The sequence below is a fragment of the Gemmatimonadota bacterium genome (assembly GCA_009692115.1).
In the GTDB taxonomy this organism is placed as follows: domain Bacteria; phylum Gemmatimonadota; class Gemmatimonadetes; order Gemmatimonadales; family GWC2-71-9; genus SHZU01.
The window spans coordinates 88,362-103,641 of record SHZU01000001.1 but is presented as its reverse complement, the minus strand read 5'-3'; the positions used below and the strand labels follow the sequence as shown (position 1 = coordinate 103,641).

Genomic DNA, 15,280 nt, shown 5'->3' with positions numbered 1-15,280 from the left:
CTCTGCTACGGTGTAAACCGTGATGGGGTCTAGGGTTGCGTGAGGTGGTGGGGGCGGCTATTGTAACCGGCTCCCTATAGGTACTCTGGGGCCTGTAGCTCAGTTGGTTAGAGCGCACGCCTGATAAGCGTGAGGTCGGAAGTTCAACTCTTCCCAGGCCCATTCCGATAAATCATTGCCCCGTCGTTGTTTGTCTAGCGGTGGGGCGTTTGATTTTCCAGATTCCATTGTGCTTGGTGTCCGTTAGGGTGTCCGTCCCTTAACCTTTCAGGAGCTTGCGCTTGGATTGACCCACGCGCATCTCCTCCTCCGTCGTATGCTGATAGCACTTTACTACGGTCATCGGTTCTTTCCAGCCACCAAGATCACAGATGACTCTAAGCCCTGCATCGCAAAGTTCTGAGGCAAACTTACGACGAAAAGCATGCCACCCGCGCCCCGATTCGGGTGTGAAACCCGCTGCCATCTGCGCCCGTTGCATCCAATCTCTTGCAAGGTGACGCGATACCGCTTTGGCTGAATCTCGTGGCGCTGGGATCACTGGCGACTTGCCGATGCCTTGGGTGACTTGTCGTGCTTCTTTCAGAATGGCACTTGCTGCTTCTGTCAGCGGCGTGGTGTGTTCGTGATTGATTTTGTCAGCTTCCTGTCTCCAAGTCAGTCGGCCTTGAATGAAATCAACATCCTTCCACTGTAGGCTGAGGATAGCGCCGATCCGATGGCACCATCAGGACCGTCACTGCAAACCGGCTTCCGAGTACCCCGCGCATCGCGTCTCTCCGAGATCGTGACCTGCCGGGCTGGTGGAAATTCCACTCACCCGTCCAGCACAAGCCCACCACGACGGCCCGGTTTCCCACAACCGAGCGGCGCCGGCGCCCGCTTGTGATGCAAAGCACAGCACTCGGCCGGGGCATGGAATATGCCCTCTCTCAGCTTCCGGGATTTGCACGATTCGCCTATACTCCTGGCATACCATCAGTTCCGCGGGTTTTCCCGCCGAGGCCGTCATGCGTCGTGTCCTTGCACCCTGCGCCGTCGCAGCCATTTCGCTGCTTGGGTTCCTGGCTGGCTGCACCACCGAGCCGACCGACCCGGCCCCGCCGCCCCCGCCTCCGCCGGCCTACCTTCGCTGGTCCGACGCAGCCACCTGGCCGGGTGGCGTGGTTCCCGGTCTCGGGGCTGTGGTGGTGGTACCGGCGGGCAAGGCGGTGCTGCTCGACGTGAGCACGCCTCAACTGGGCGGCCTGACGGTTGACGGGACCCTTCGCTTCGATCGCAAAGACCTCAATCTCACCGCCAACTGGATCGTGGTGCACGGGCGCTTCGAGGTCGGCACCGAGGCAGAGCCGTTCGCCCAACGCGCGGTCATCACTCTGACCGGACCCTCCACCGACGACATCGAAGGGTTCGGCGCCAAGATTCTCGGCGTGCTGGGTGGCGCCCTCGAGTTGCACGGGCTGCCCCGGGTGAGTTGGGCTCGCCTTGGGGCCACTGCTCCCGCCGGGAGCACCCAGCTCCAGATGGAGCGGGCGGTGGACTGGCGCCCCGGAGATCGAATCGTGCTTTCCTCCACCGACCTGAGCCCTGACCAGGCGGAAGAGGTATTGGTCTATTCGGTTTCGGGAAACATGGTCACGCTGCAGTCCGGGCTTCGGTTCAGCCACTGGGGGGTGACCGAGACCTTTGCCGGGAAGCCGCTCGACGAGCGAGCCGAAGTGGGGCTCCTGACCCGGAACGTGGTCGTGCAGGGTGACGAAGCATCGCTGACCAGCCAGTTCGGTGGCCACCTGATCGTTTCCCGGGGAGGCTCGGCCCACATCGAGGGCGTGGAGATCACCAGGATGGGCCAGAAGAAGGTGCTGGCCCGGTACCCGATGCACTGGCACATGATGGGCGCGGTGGACGGGCAATATTTCCGGAAGAACAGCATCTGGAAGACCTTCAACCGCTGCGTGACGGTGCACGGCTCCAACAATGCAGCGGTCCAGGGCAATGTCTGTTACGACAACCTGGGACACGCCTACTTCCTGGAGGACGGGGCGGAAACCGGCAATCTGTTCGAAGACAACCTCGGGGTACTCACCAAGAAGGCCCCGGCGGGGCAGGAGCTGCTGCCGTCGGACGTGAATCCGGCCACCTTCTGGATCACCAACCCCGACAACACCTGGCGGCGCAACGTGGCGGCGGGTTCCAAGGGGTTCGGGTTCTGGTTTGCCCTTCCAGTGTCGCCCACTGGTTTGTCTACCGGTTCGACCCAGCGGCCCCGGGAAACACCGCTCCGCGAATTCGTCGACAACGTGGCGCACTCCAACGCCAACACGGGGCTCAATGTGGATGACGGCCCCAACCCCGACGGGACCACCAGTACGGCCCACTATGCTCCAAAGCAGATTCCCGGAAGCAGTTCTCCTTCGGTGACCGCCTACTTCCAGCATTTCACCGCCTACAAGCACAACAACGGGCGCGGGGTGTGGCTCCGGGGCACCGAACTCCGCCTGGTCAATGCCATGCTGGCCGACAATGCCATAGGGGCGACCTTCGCCTCGAGCGAGACCTTCGTCATGGACGCGGTGTTCGTGGGGCAGAGCGCCAACAGCGGCGGCACCCAACTCCGGAACGGGTTTCCGGTCCGGGGCTACGAGTTCTACGACGGGCGGGTCGGCGCTGAGCGGGTGACCTTCGTGAACTACGTAACCAGCGGCAGCCGGATGATGAGCGCGTTGGGCTTCAACCGGACCAACGGCTTCCCGGTGGATCCGGGCAACTACGGCAAGGAGTTGACGTTCATCAATGCGAACAGCGTCTTCCTCGACAACCCTGCGGTGGACAAGGATGGCGACAAGGCCGCGATCATCCTCGACGGCGACGGCAGCCTGACGGGCGTGAGCGGGCAATACGTGGTGGCCAACAATCCGTTGATGATCACCTCGGCGTGCACCGTGCGGACCGCCTGGAACGCCTGGGTATGCGCTGCCCCATTCGTGCAGTTCCAGGTACGCGGCGCCAATGCCCAGGTGGTGGCTCCGCTCACCATAACCCGGGATGATGCCGTGGCGTCCGCCTATGTGGGCGTACCGGACCAGCCCCAGACCGTCTCTGCCAGCGTGGTGACCTCCCGGAGCTATCGGGTGCAGTACACCGGCGCGGTGCCCGACCGGCCCCAGTTCTCCATGCGGCGGAGCCTCCCGGGCGACTGGATGCGGATCATCGCGCCCTATCCCAACATCCCCTTCACCGTGATCCGGGATTCCAACAACGGTGCGCCGCTTGTCGCGGCGGCCACGCTGGCGCAACTGGACGCCAGCACGGGAAACAAGTACTTCTATGACGTCGGGACGGGGCTGCTGTACTTGAAGGCGGTGACGCAGAGCGGGAGGACGCAGGCGACGCTGTTTGTGGTGCCGAAGTGAGGGTTGCTGGTTGCTAGTCACTAGTTACTAGTGACCAGGAACCAGTTACCAGCTACATCACCACCACCGCCCGCACATCGCTGGATGTAAGCAACACCCGCAACCGCACCATCCAGTACGCCGAGCCCGCGGCGGCCAGTGCCAGCATCCCAGCCGCCCCGATGGGCAGCGCTCCGGCCATTGCCAGACCAATCGCCACGACAGCGGCCACGATCATTCGCGCCACTTCGCTCTGACCCGCCCAGGTGCGGCCCTCGAGAATGCCGCCGATGTTGCCCAGAGAGAGCGCCACGTAGAAGACCCCTGCCAGCATGTGCGCCAATGGAAGCCGCCCCACGGCATCGAGCAGCAACAGAGAGCCGGCCAGCACCCCCACGAATTGCACCAGGGCATAGGTCTTGAGCGGAGGGGGAACCGGCGGCTCGTACTTCACGAATTCCCGTGCCGCCGAGAAGCTCCGCCAGATATCCCGGAACACATGCAGGTTGGCCCAGAGGGGATTCCAGCTCGCCAGAGGTTTAGTCAGGCCGTAGACCGGCTCGGTCCGCTCCGGCTCGAAGGTCCCGAACAGCCGGTCCCACACGATAAAGGTCCCGGCGTAGTTCTTGTCCTGATACTCGGGGTTCACACCATGGTGCACCCGGTGGTGGGAGGGAGTGTTCATCACCACCTCGATCGGTCCCATGGTCCGGATCGCCCGGGTGTGAATCCAGAATTGGTACACCAGGCTCAGCGCGTGACACACCACCCACATTGTGACCGGAACGCCCAGAACCGCGAGCGGCAGGTAGAAGACCCAGCTCATGAACCCGTGCAGGCTGCTCTGCCGGAGCGCCACGGTGAGGTTGAACTCTTCGCTGGAGTGGTGCACCACGTGGCCGGCCCAGAGCAGGTGACTCACATGCGAAACGCGATGCATCCAGTAGTAGGCAAAGTCGTCGAGGACGAACACCAGCGACCAGCTTGCCAGCGCCGCCAGGTCCAGGCCGCCCCCCGCGAACGGCGATCGGTCGATCCACCCCGGCAGGTCGAGGACCCGCTGCAGTGACCAATGGGTGGACACCCATCCGAACCCGAAGATCGTTCCCAGTGAAATGAAAATGCCGGCGAGTTGGCTGAGAATGCCGCAGGAGAGATCGCTGATCGAATCGTTGAGGCGGTACAGCGGCCGATGGCGCACTCGCGCGATCAGCAGTTCCAGCCCGATCAGGGCAAAGAAGAACGGGATCGAGGCCTTGATGACGTCCACGCCGGCCTACTCACCGGCGGCGAAAAGATGGGCGCCGGCCCGCTGGGCCTCGAGCAGGGCGAAGAAACCCGAGGGCTGCAGAATGACCCCGGGAACGAGGTGCGCGGGGGGCCAAGGTGTCCGTTAGGTGTCCATTGGTGTGCGACAATGGGTCACAATTGGAGAACAGCTTCCCGGCAGAATGGCGGGATTTCGTAGGAAACATCGGCCTTTCGTCGGATTAGTAGTGTCTTAGTGGCAATACTGATAAGCGTGAGGTCGGAAGTTCAACTCTTCCCAGGCCCATTTCCGAAACTGAAAGCCCCGTCAGCGGTTACGCCGGCGGGGCTTGTTCGTTGTGTCAGGTGAGGCGTGAGGCCGTCCGCATAAGCAAACTGTGTGATCGCCACCCAAGTTCAGTTTGTGCTGCCTTGAAACCGTATCGCCCGGCGAACCGTCCCGGCAAGACGCGGCGGGCGCCGGCCCAGGTCCATCCAGGCGCGAACCTGAATCGGCCGCTGGCTCCCCTGCCACGGCGAGAGTCGGGTCTCTAGCTCAAGAGCCCGTCGAAACACTCTCGGGCTGGTTGAAGGCTGGCGGGGCGTCGGTCACGGCTTCCCGATCGCCCCGATGCCGGCCTCCCACAGCTTGCGGTTGAGCGCGGGGATGTCCTCGTTGGTCATGGCATCGGACCGCGCCTTGAGGGCCGCCCATTGCCGGTCAAGCTCTTCTCGGCGGTCTCGCGATGGCTGATTGACCCGGGGCAGGTCGCTCTCGGTCTGGTTGATGAGGAAGATGTAGTGCGCGGTGAACTTCTGCGGAAAGTTCTCCACGTCGTCATACACCTTGGCCCGCCGCTGGATCATGTCCTCATCCCACGCCTTGAGCTTGGCGAGGAGCGCCTCCCCGTCTCGTTTGCCGGCGGCGGCTTGGTCTCCTGCCGGAAGAGCCGCGAGGACCACGGCCAAGCGTTCCCATACCGCATGCAGCCGGTTGACCGTCTGGTGCATCAACGTCAGTTCGCGCTCCATGTCCCGCATGAACCCGTGGTACTCGGCGTAGGTGGCCGCATCGGTGGGATACAGCGGATTCGGAAGGATCGCCGCCTCGGTCGCGGCCGTCCGGATCCCCAGCTTGAGCGCGAACCGGTACAACCCGGGTGACGCCTTGTGTCCCTGGTAGCTGGCCTCGAGGTGCGTGCCGGGAACCGCGGGCATGGTCGGATACCGCAGATCCCAGACGAACCGGTTGATGCCGGGAGCGGCCGGGAGCACCGGGTCGGTCGGGAGGTCGCCGTCAGAGGCCTTGGAGGTGCTGTCTTGCTTCGACGAGACCCGCCGGACCAGGGTCCCCGCGGAGTCCGTCACCTCGAGGATCACGCTGTCGGTCTTTTCGAGCTTGGGCAGCTGGTAATACAAGACGATGCCCCCGGCCGGGTTTACTCCGCGGGTTGGGTCCGCGCCGGTGAATTCGGCGGTGGTCCGGTCGAGCTCGCTGCCGCCGTTGACCAGGTACGCATCCGCCGGGCGATAGATCGTGTAGTCGGGGGCGTCCTCGCGGTACTGCCGGATCAGGGCGAGGTCATCCAGGATCCACAGTCCGCGGCCCGAGGTGGACGCGATCAGGTTGCCCCGGTGGATGCGGAGGTCGGTGATCGGCGTGACCGGCAGGTTAAGCTGGAATGGCGACCAATCCTTCCCGCCATTCCAGGAGATGAAGAGGCCGAGCTCGGTGCCCGCGAAGAGCAGGTCCCGCCGCCCGTCGTCCTCGCGCACGACGCGGGTGAACGCCATCCGCGGAATGCCGGCGTCGATCCGCGTCCAGGTTTCCCCGTAGTCCGTGGTCTTGTAGAGGCCCGGGGTGTGATCGTTGAACTTGTAACGGGTGGTCGCGAGGTAGGCCGTCGCCTTGTCGAAGGGTGAGAGCTCGATGGCATTGATGAGGCACTCCGCCAGGCCCTTGGGCGTCACGTTCTTCCAGGTCGCGCCGCCGTCGCGCGTCAGGTGCACTAGGCCATCGTCGCTCCCCGTCCAGATCACCCCCCGCTCGCGGGGCGATTCCACCACGTAGGCGAGGGTCCCGTAGTTCTCCGCGCCCACGCCCTCGTTGGTGTACGGAACGCCGGCGGTGCCCTGCTTGGCTTTCTCGTTCCGGGTGAGGTCGGGGGAAATCTCTTTCCATGTCTTGCCCAAGTCGGTCGTCTTGAGCAGGGTCTGGGCCCCGTGATAAAACGTGGCGGGTGGGCTCCAGATGATCGGCGCGTTCCAGGCGTACCGGTACTTCATGTCCTTCGCGTCCATGCTCTGGTATTGGATCGGTGCCGCCATGATGCTGGTGCCCGCCCGGGCCTTCGTGTCCAGCACGTCGATGGTCCCCGCGTAGCTGCCGCCCAACACGTACCGCGGGTTGTCCGGGTCGAAGGCGAGGAACGCGCTCTCGCCGCCCGCCGATCCGGTCCAGCTATTCTCGGTGACCCCGCCACTGCCGAGTTCGCGGCTGGCGATGACGACCGACGAGTTGTCCTGTTGCGCCGCGTAGACCCGGTAGGGGAACTGGTTGTCCACGTTGATCCGGTAGAACTGCCCGGTGGGCTGGTTCCGGAGCGTGCTCCAGCTCTTCCCCAGGTCGAACGTGATCGCGGCGCCGCCGTCGTCCGAGAGGATGAAGTTGTCGGGATTGTCCGGATTGATCCACATGTTGTGGGTGTCGCCGTGCTGGACCGGAACGTCCTCCCACGTCTTTCCCCCGTCATTCGAGCGGAGCGCCGGCGCGCTCAGCACGTAGACCCGGTTCTCGTTCTTCGGGTCGATGAAGAGCTCGATGTAGTACCAGGCCCGCTGGAGCAGGCGAGGTTCATTGGTCACCTGCGACCAACTCCGGCCGGCGTCGGCGGACACATAGAGTCCCCGGGCGGTGCCGTAGGAGTCGCTTTCGATCAGAGCATAGACCTTGTCCGGGTTCGACCGGCTCACCGCGATCGCCATCTTCCCCATCTTGTCGGGGAGTCCCTTGGTCATCTTCTCCCAGGTTTCCCCGCCATCGGTGGACCGATAGAGGCCGCTTCCCGGGCCGCCGCTGATGACCTGCCACGGGAGCCGGCCGTGCTCCCACATCGCGGCATAGAGGTTTCGCGGGTTCTTCGCATCCATGGACAACTCGGCGGCACCGGTCTTCTCGTCTACGTAGAGGGTGTTCTTCCAGGTGGCGCCGCCGTCCGTCGACTTGTAGACCCCGCGCTGCTTCGAGGGCCCGTAGAGCGCGCCCTGGGCCGCGACGAACACCACGTCGGGATTTCGGGGATCCACCACGATGCGGGAGATGTGCCGCGTCGAGTCGAGGCCGATCTTCTTCCAGGTCCGCCCCGCATCGGTGGAGCGATAGACCCCGTCGCCTGAGCTGGTCATGACCCCGCGGATGGCGTGCTCGCCCATCCCGACGTACACCACGTTGGGATCGGATTCAGCGACGGCGATGGCGCCCACCGAGCCGGTCTTGAAGTAGCCGTCCGAGATGTTGCGCCAGGTGATCCCCATGTTCTCGGTCTTCCAGACGCCGCCGCCGGTGGTCCCCATGTAATAGGTCTTCGGGTCACCCACGACGCCCGTGCCCGCCACGGAACGTCCGCCGCGGAACGGGCCGATGGAGCGCCATTTCACCTGCCGGAAGGCGCTGTCGAGGCCGGTTGCCGGGGCTACTCCGGGGGTGGGGGAGGGCGCGGTACGCGAGAGCAGTGAAGCGGCAGTCAGGAAAGGAAGCAGGAAGGTCATAGCAGTCGGGAGTCCTGGTGGCCGGTAGGTTCGCCACGGTCGGGTGGCCTTCGGGTGGACGGAAGCAGCGCCGCTGAACTTACCCGCAATGACGCGGCGGGGCGACCCCGGGGGACCCATCCTGAAAGTGGTACCGCACGCGAATCACGGCCTACGGGCTCGGTGTCCGGGGGGCTGGGGGGTCAAGCGGGTGGGCGCGGGTATGTCCGTATAGCTGTCACAGATTCTGCTTCAAACTGACAGGCGCAGGCAAACGCTGGCAGGCGGCCTGATTCCTCAAGTTGTTGCTGGTGCACGCTCACAGGCGCAAGTAGGCGATGCCGTGGTGGCCTGATAAGCGTGAGGTCGGAAGTTCAACTCTTCCCAGGCCCACTGGTTCGTGTGGTTCACCCCGTTTGGCGCCACGTCGCCGAGCGGGGCTTCTTCTTGTCGCCCTCCATTCGAGGATGAGTCCGGGTGCCTAACGTGCGGCGCTCCGGGCCTCGAGGTCAAGATCCTGGCCCATGTTATGACCCTCGATCTGAATCCGGCGAGGTTTGGCCTCGTCCGTTGTCGGCAAGACCACCGTCAATACGCCGTTCGTGAATTGGGCGCGAATGTCGTCGGACACCACCGGTTGGAGTAAGCTGACACTCCGCTCGAATCGGCCGTCGCGCCGCTCCCAATCCCGGTTTCCGCGGGGCTCGCGAGGACGATCAGGTCGGCGATCGCGGTGAACGCTGCTACGGGGCCGACCCACGTGCTCAACTTGTCGGCGCACTGGATCGAGTTCGCCTCGTGTTGGACGGCCCGTTGCCCCTCGTGGTACCGGAACGACTTCATCGTCAGCGAATGCGCCAGCCGTTGACGGGGCCGGGGTTGAAGAATTTCTCGGGTGTCATCACGCCATCCTTCTTGAAGACCTTGCCATCTTTGAGCACGAACCGGACATTCCGGAGCGCGTCGATGTCCCGGAGCGGATTACCGGCCACGGCGATCAGGTCGGCGGCGAGGCCCGGCTTGATCAGGCCCCGGGTCTCCAGGGTTTCACTGACCCGGTATCCGGTGACGGTCATGGCGCGGAGAATATCGACGGGCGGAATGCCCGCGGCTTTCCAGGTTTCGAGAAACTCGATGGCGACTTCGCCCCGGGTCTTGCCTGGCACGTAATAGTCCGCGTCGGTCGAGAACGTGATGGCGACCTTGTTGTCGTAGGCGTTTTTGAGGCCGCGCACGGTGGCGGCGTAACCGTCCGGCGTCGTGTGGCCCGTCAGGGTGAGCGGGGTTTCGGTGCCGGCTCGGAAGGTGCCCTTTTCGGCCATCAGCTTGTGCATCTCGTCGGTGAGGCCGATGTCGTGGGCAATCGACCAAATCCCAGCGCCGATCGCCCGCCTGGCCCCATCGACGGTCTGGACATGCCCTTCGACCTTGACGCCGGCCTTGGCCGACTCGGCGATGACCAACCGGATTTCGTCCGCAGTGTATCCCCATGGCTTGCAATCGACGCAGATCTTGATGACGGTGGCACCAAACAGCAAGTTCTGCCGAATGGCCTTGACGATTTCATCGGGGGTGTCGGCGTCGAGGTATTCGGGATAGACGATCCCTTTGCCGACGGCCATTTCCGGCGTGGGCCAGAACTGGCCGCCCATCCCTCCGATGATGATGCCCGAGTTGATGATGGTGGGTCCGGGAATCCAGCCCTGTTCGACGGCCACGCGGAGGGCGGCGTCGGCATAGTTGCCGTTGTTGCCCATGTCGCGGACGATGGTGAAGCCGGACGAGAGCATCTGGATCCCGTTCGAAACGGCCTGGATGGCGCGAAGCGGGGTGCCTTCCATGACGTAGGTCAGGTAGTAGACGTCGTTCTCGGGCACTTTCTTGTAGGTCAGCGCCAAATGATTGTGGGCATCGACCAGGCCGGGCAGTACCGTCAGCGCGGAGAGATCTACGATCTCGGCGCCGGCTGGAATCGTGAGATTGGTGCCGACGGCGGTGAACTTGCCGTCCTGGATCAGGATGATCTGATTGGTGGCCACCGTTCCGGTTACGGGGTCGATGAGGCGGCCGGCCTTGATCGCGGTGACTTGGGCGGCCGCCGAACCAGCTCCAGCGAGGGCGAGGGCGAGGGCGACGAGCGCCCGGGAGAACAGGGTCATGGTGACTCCGAGTAGGGGCCGACGAGGGGGCTCGGTACGAAGGTACCGATTGGACGGGCGGCTGTCGAGCGGGTGGTGGTTCGATCGGATTGCCGGGAGCCGGCTGGTGCCTAAGACTCACATACTCATTCGGTCCAACCGAACGGCTTTGCTCTGGCGCGCCGCGAGGTGGACCGCCATGGCGGCCCTCGTCGCGGTGCTTGCCATTTGGGTTTGGGCTCCGGCTCAGGGATTGGTCATGGTCTGGGGTGCGGCCATTCCGCTGGTGGCGGTGTCGCTGTTCGTGACCCCGGTGGCTTGGCGCGGGGTGTGTCCGTTGGCCACCTTGAACGAGTTCGGGAACCGGTGGCGGGTGGCTGAACCGCCTTCTCCCGCGCTGCAGCAGGCACTCGGCGTTGCGGGGTTGGTGCTCTTCCCGGTGCTCGCGGGCGGCGTCCTCTCGGTTGCTCTCGTGGGGTTCGTCGGGTGGTGGCTCCGTCGCGCGCTGCGGTCGCCCCGTCCGGCCTGACCCTTCCGCGTCGCCCCTTCAGGGCGCAGATTTGTACTTTCCATTGCCATCGAATCCGGCCCAATTGAGGAGTCCCCCAATGCAGCGTTTGACCGGCGTCGCCGTCGCCCTTTTGTCGCTGGCGGCGTGTGCGCCCCAGCCGAAGCCCTCGTTACCCGCCGATTGGGAAACGACCTTGACCACCACCCGGGAGCAGGTCTGGCGCGAATGGTTCGCCGGTTCGGCGGCGTTGGCCGATGTGTTGACGGACGACTTCGTCGGCATTGGGTTTGGTTCGGACGTCTGGGACTCCAAAGAGACGACCTTGGCGGGGTCCCGGGACTTTGGAGCGAGCGGATCCAAACTGGTGTCGCTGACGTTTCCAAAGACCACGACCCAGGCGATGGGCGACGTGGTGGTGATGTACTCGAACTACGAGTTGGTGTTCGCCTCGAGTAGCGGCGAGCAGACGACTCAGAAGGGCCGGGCCCCGGAGGTGTTCCGGTGGAAGGACGGCCGCTGGCTCCATCCCGGCTGGCACCTCGACTCAGGGCCAGTGAACCTGTGAGATCCGCGATCCTCGGCCGGTTGATCGTCGGAGCCTTGGCAGGGCCGGCCGCACTCGCTCCTCGTCTGCTCGTGGCCCAAGGGGACCGGCCGGCGCCGCGGTTGGTCGTCAAGGCCGGTCACCTGCTCGATGTCCGAACCGGGCAGTGGACGGACAATGCCTTCATCGTCGTTGCGGGCGATCGCATCGTCTCCGTCGGGTCCACGCCGCCGCCCGGGTCGCTCCCGGTGGTCGATTTGAGTGGTTCGTACGTCCTGCCGGGCCTGATCGACGCCCACGTCCACATCAACGACGAGCCGCAACTCCGGGGCCCCGACTATCACGCGGCGTCCGCGGCTCGGTTCGCGATTCTCGGGGTCAAGAATGCCCGCAAGATGATCGAGGCCGGCTTCACCGCCGGCCGCTCGCTCGGCAATAACTACTTCTCCGATGTGGCGGTGCGGGACGGGATCAATCAAGGAGAGATCGTCGGGCCCCGGCTTCAGGTGTCCGGGCCGATGGTGGGCGGGACCGGCACCCACTGCGACTACACGTTCCTGTCGCCCGAGTTCAAATACAACGACGAAGGCGTGGCCGACGGAGCTGAGGGACTGATCGGGAAGACCCGGTTCGCGTTCAAGTACGGGGCCGATTGGGTCAAGTTCTGCGCCAGCGGCGGCGTCTCGGGGCGGGGGACGCTCCCCGACGACATCCACCTTTCCTTCGAAGAAATGAAGGCCATCGTCGACGAGGCCCATCGGCGGCGGAAGAAGGCCACGGCCCACGCGCACGGCACCGAGGCCATCAAGCTCGCGATCCGGGCCGGCGTCGAATCGATCGAGCACGGAAGTCTGCTGGACGACGAGGCGATTCGGATGCTCAAGGAGCACAACGTGGCCTTGGTCGTCGACCTCTACAACGGCGAGTGGATCATCGCGCACGGTGCCGAGAACAACTTCAGCGCGGGGAGTCTAGCCCGGGCCAAGGTGCTTCATCCCTACGCCGTGGCCAGCTACAAGAAAGCATTGGCGGCCGGGGTGAACATCGTGTTCGGCACCGACGCGGGCACCATGCCGCACGGTCTCACCGGCCGGCAGTTTGCCACCTACGTCGAGAACGGAATGCCGGCGCTGATGGCGATCCAGACGGCGACGATCCGGGCGGCCGAACTGCTGGGCTGGTCCGACCGGATCGGGACGGTGGAACCCGGAAAGTTCGCCGACCTGATCGCGGTCAAGGCCAATCCGCTGACGGAGCCGAACACCCTCGCCGCCGTCACGTTCGTGATGAAGGGCGGGGAGGTCATCAAGCTCCGCTAGTACAAGCAGATCGGATCGTCGCAGGAGATCAGGCGATAGCTCTGGTCCGGTTCTCCGCCCGCCAACCACCGGACGAAATAGTCCCACCGCTTCTTGATGGTATACGCGGGCAGCCCGTGCTCCGCTTCGGGCACCACCAGCATGTCGAAGTCCTTGCCGGCCTTGATGAGCGCGTCGACCAACCGGTATGTCATCGCTGGATGCACATTGGTGTCCATGTCGCCGTGCATCAGCAACAGGCGGCCTTTCAGGTTGCCGGCCAGGAGGTAGTTGGCCTGGGACTCGAAGTTGTCACGTCCCGTCAGGGTATCCTTCTTGAAACGCCCCTGGTATTTCTCGCCCCAATCGAACCGGTAGCTTCGGTTATCGTGATTGCCGGCCCCTGACACCGCCACCTTGAAGAAATCCGGATACCGAAGGATCGCGCCGGTGGACGAGAAACCGCCGCCTGAATGGCCGTAGATCCCGACTCGGTCGAGGTCCATGAAGCGGTACCGGGATCCGAGCTGTTTGGTCGCCGCGATCTGGTCCGGGATGCCGTTGTCGGCCATGTTGCCGAAGTAGGCGTCGTGAAAGGCCTTTGACCGCCCGGGCGTGCCGAGGGCATTGACCTCGATCACGACGAAGCCGAGTTCCGCGAGCCCCCGGCGCTCGCCGTTGGTTTGGTAGCCGTAGTGAATGACCGTCCCGATCTGCGGGCCGGGGTAGATGTAGACGATGACCGGGTACTTCTTCGTCGTGTCGATCTTGGACGGGAGGTACACGAATCCATAGAGGTCGGTGAGGCCGTCGCGGGCTTTCACGGTGAACGGGGTCGGCGCGGTCCAGCCGAGCTTCAGCATTTCGGAGGCATCAGCCGTCTCGACGTCGAGCGTCTTCCGCCCATCGAGCGCGGACCGGATGGTCGTGACCGCCGGAAGGTCGGGGCGGGTCTCGGTGTCGACGAAGTATTTGCCGGTCGGAACGAATGACACCCAGTGATGCCCGGTACCGGGGGTCAGGTCGGTCAATCCGGAGCCGTCAGCCGCGACCCGCATCAGTCGGGCGTAGTAGGGGTGGGCCGGGTCTTTGCCGAGGGCGGTGAAATAGATCTGGCGGGTCACGGGGTCGACGTATTTGAGCCACTGCACCAGCCAGGGCCCGCTGGTGACTTGATTAAGTAATTTGCCGGCGGTGTCGTACCGGTAGAGGTGACCCCAACCGTCCCGCTCCGACCACCAGAGGATCTCGGAGTCGCCTACCAGGCGCCAGTTGCCGGTGGCAACCCCGCTGGCGTTTTCGGTAAACGTGGGGAGTGAATCCGCCAATACTTGGCGGGAGCTTCCGGTCGTGGCATCGGCGGTCAGGAGCCGGACGCTCCGGTTGGCCCGCGCCGCGTCAATGAAATAGATCCGGTCCGACTTTGGGCTCCACTGGATCATTCCGGGCCCGGTCCAGCCAAAGACGCTGGCCACCGGCTTGACCCCTTGCACGGTCACATTGCTCTTTTGATCCACATCGAGGACGTGAACTTCGTAGGTCGGGACGATCGAGTCGCTCGGCACCGCGTTCGGATACTGAAACAGCTTCGGCACCGTGCCGGTCGATGAATAGACCGGGAACTTGGTGACGCCGCGTTCATCGACCTTGACGGTGGCGAGCCTCTTCGAGTCCGGTGACCACACGACCATCGGGGCCCGGGCGTCCGGGTCGGGCATCGGCCGCTCGGCCGCGCCGAACCCGTAGCCGAACTCCGCCGAGCCGTCGGTCGTCAGTTGGATCGAGTCCCGAGGCTCGGATACTCGGCGAACCCAGAGGTTGCCCTTCCGAACCGTGGCCGCCCACTTGCCGTCCGGCGAGAGCGCCGCCCACGCCGGTGGTTCGGTGGTCAGGGTGTCGCCCTTGGTGCACCGATACGCCAGCAGGTCGCACTCGTAGCGCTTCGCGCCGAGCCGGAAGGCGATCGAGGTTTCGTTCTTGAGGAGCTTGAAGGTTTGGAACGGCAGCTTGGTGCCGTCGAACGCGGTGTCGCCCGCCACCGACATGGCCGCGCCCAGCCGGGCGTTGTCGAACAGGGGCCGACGGGTGCCCTTGACCGGGTCAACGATGATGAACTCGGCCCCCCGCGGGGTTTTGACCCGGTAGCGAAACCGGGTGCTGTCGTCGAGCCACTCCGGGCTTCCGAGCCCGAGCCCTTCGACCCAAGGCGGGACCCCGTAGAGCCGACTCGGGGCGATCCGCATCATGTCCGCGCGGTTGTAGTCGGGTTGGGCGGAGGCGCGGTGGAGCGGCAGGGTAACGGCCAGCACTGCCAACACGCCGCCGAGACGGACGGGACTGGATAGGACGAACATGCAGAACTCTTCGGAAGGTTGTTCATGAATCTACTCGTCCTCTCGACC

General features: G+C 64.5%; 10 protein-coding genes and 1 tRNA gene. 5 read left to right on the top strand and 6 right to left on the bottom strand.

Annotated elements, in window-relative coordinates; translation table 11 throughout:
• Positions 1–88: 88 nt before the first annotated feature.
• Positions 89–162 (top strand) — tRNA-Ile (locus EXR94_00510).
• A gap of 97 nt (positions 163–259) precedes the next feature.
• On the opposite strand, the gene EXR94_00505 is transcribed toward EXR94_00510, so the two are convergent.
• Positions 260–715: a site-specific integrase gene (locus tag EXR94_00505; GenBank protein MSR01210.1), complete on the bottom strand. Its 456-nt coding sequence runs from the start codon at positions 713–715 to the stop codon at positions 260–262.
• 295 nt (positions 716–1,010) lie between these two features.
• Between EXR94_00505 and EXR94_00500 the strand changes: the two genes are divergently transcribed.
• Positions 1,011–3,413: a transmembrane domain-containing protein gene (locus tag EXR94_00500; protein MSR01209.1), complete on the top strand. Its 2,403-nt coding sequence runs from the start codon at positions 1,011–1,013 to the stop codon at positions 3,411–3,413.
• A gap of 52 nt (positions 3,414–3,465) precedes the next feature.
• Here EXR94_00500 and EXR94_00495 read toward each other — a convergent pair whose 3' ends face one another.
• The 4 genes from EXR94_00495 to EXR94_00480 all read right to left on the bottom strand — a co-directional run bounded on the left by EXR94_00495 (position 3,466) and on the right by EXR94_00480 (position 10,546).
• A complete protein-coding gene (locus tag EXR94_00495) occupies positions 3,466–4,662 on the bottom strand; it encodes a sterol desaturase family protein (protein ID MSR01208.1) in 1,197 nt (398 codons plus the stop codon).
• Positions 4,663–5,249: 587 nt separating this feature from the next.
• On the bottom strand, positions 5,250–8,408 hold the full coding sequence (locus tag EXR94_00490; GenBank protein MSR01207.1) for a glycosyl hydrolase: 3,159 nt from the start codon (positions 8,406–8,408) through the stop codon (positions 5,250–5,252).
• A 460-nt stretch (positions 8,409–8,868) separates the two neighbouring features.
• Positions 8,869–9,168 carry an Hsp20/alpha crystallin family protein gene (locus EXR94_00485; protein ID MSR01206.1) on the bottom strand — a complete coding sequence of 100 codons (300 nt, stop codon included), beginning with the start codon at positions 9,166–9,168 and terminating at the stop codon, positions 8,869–8,871.
• A gap of 64 nt (positions 9,169–9,232) precedes the next feature.
• On the bottom strand, positions 9,233–10,546 hold the full coding sequence (locus EXR94_00480) for a hypothetical protein (GenBank protein ID MSR01205.1): 1,314 nt from the start codon (positions 10,544–10,546) through the stop codon (positions 9,233–9,235).
• 178 nt (positions 10,547–10,724) lie between these two features.
• On the opposite strand from EXR94_00480, the gene EXR94_00475 reads away from it, so the two are divergent.
• The 3 genes from EXR94_00475 (at position 10,725) to EXR94_00465 (ending at position 12,899) form a co-directional block, all read left to right on the top strand.
• Positions 10,725–11,054 carry a hypothetical protein gene (locus EXR94_00475; protein ID MSR01204.1) on the top strand — a complete coding sequence of 110 codons (330 nt, stop codon included), beginning with the start codon at positions 10,725–10,727 and terminating at the stop codon, positions 11,052–11,054.
• Between the two features lie 79 nt (positions 11,055–11,133).
• Positions 11,134–11,601, top strand: a complete 468-nt coding sequence (locus tag EXR94_00470; protein MSR01203.1) for a nuclear transport factor 2 family protein — start codon at positions 11,134–11,136, stop codon at positions 11,599–11,601.
• Positions 11,538–12,899 carry an amidohydrolase family protein gene (locus tag EXR94_00465; protein MSR01202.1) on the top strand — a complete coding sequence of 454 codons (1,362 nt, stop codon included), beginning with the start codon at positions 11,538–11,540 and terminating at the stop codon, positions 12,897–12,899. Before EXR94_00470 ends, EXR94_00465 begins: the two co-directional genes overlap by 64 nt.
• Here the strand turns inward: EXR94_00465 and EXR94_00460 are convergent.
• Positions 12,896–15,232: a S9 family peptidase gene (locus EXR94_00460; protein MSR01201.1), complete on the bottom strand. Its 2,337-nt coding sequence runs from the start codon at positions 15,230–15,232 to the stop codon at positions 12,896–12,898. The two genes, EXR94_00465 and EXR94_00460, sit on opposite strands and share 4 nt — an antisense overlap.
• Between the last annotated feature and the right edge of the window lie 48 nt (positions 15,233–15,280).

Coding starts and splice junctions, on each gene's coding strand:
- EXR94_00500 (MSR01209.1), top strand. CDS start 1,011: ATGCGTCGTGTCCTTGCACCCTGCGCCGTCGCAGCCATTTCGCTGCTT.
- EXR94_00490 (MSR01207.1), bottom strand. CDS start 8,408: ATGACCTTCCTGCTTCCTTTCCTGACTGCCGCTTCACTGCTCTCGCGT.
- EXR94_00480 (MSR01205.1), bottom strand. CDS start 10,546: ATGACCCTGTTCTCCCGGGCGCTCGTCGCCCTCGCCCTCGCCCTCGCT.
- EXR94_00475 (MSR01204.1), top strand. CDS start 10,725: ATGGCGGCCCTCGTCGCGGTGCTTGCCATTTGGGTTTGGGCTCCGGCT.
- EXR94_00470 (MSR01203.1), top strand. CDS start 11,134: ATGCAGCGTTTGACCGGCGTCGCCGTCGCCCTTTTGTCGCTGGCGGCG.
- EXR94_00460 (MSR01201.1), bottom strand. CDS start 15,232: ATGTTCGTCCTATCCAGTCCCGTCCGTCTCGGCGGCGTGTTGGCAGTG.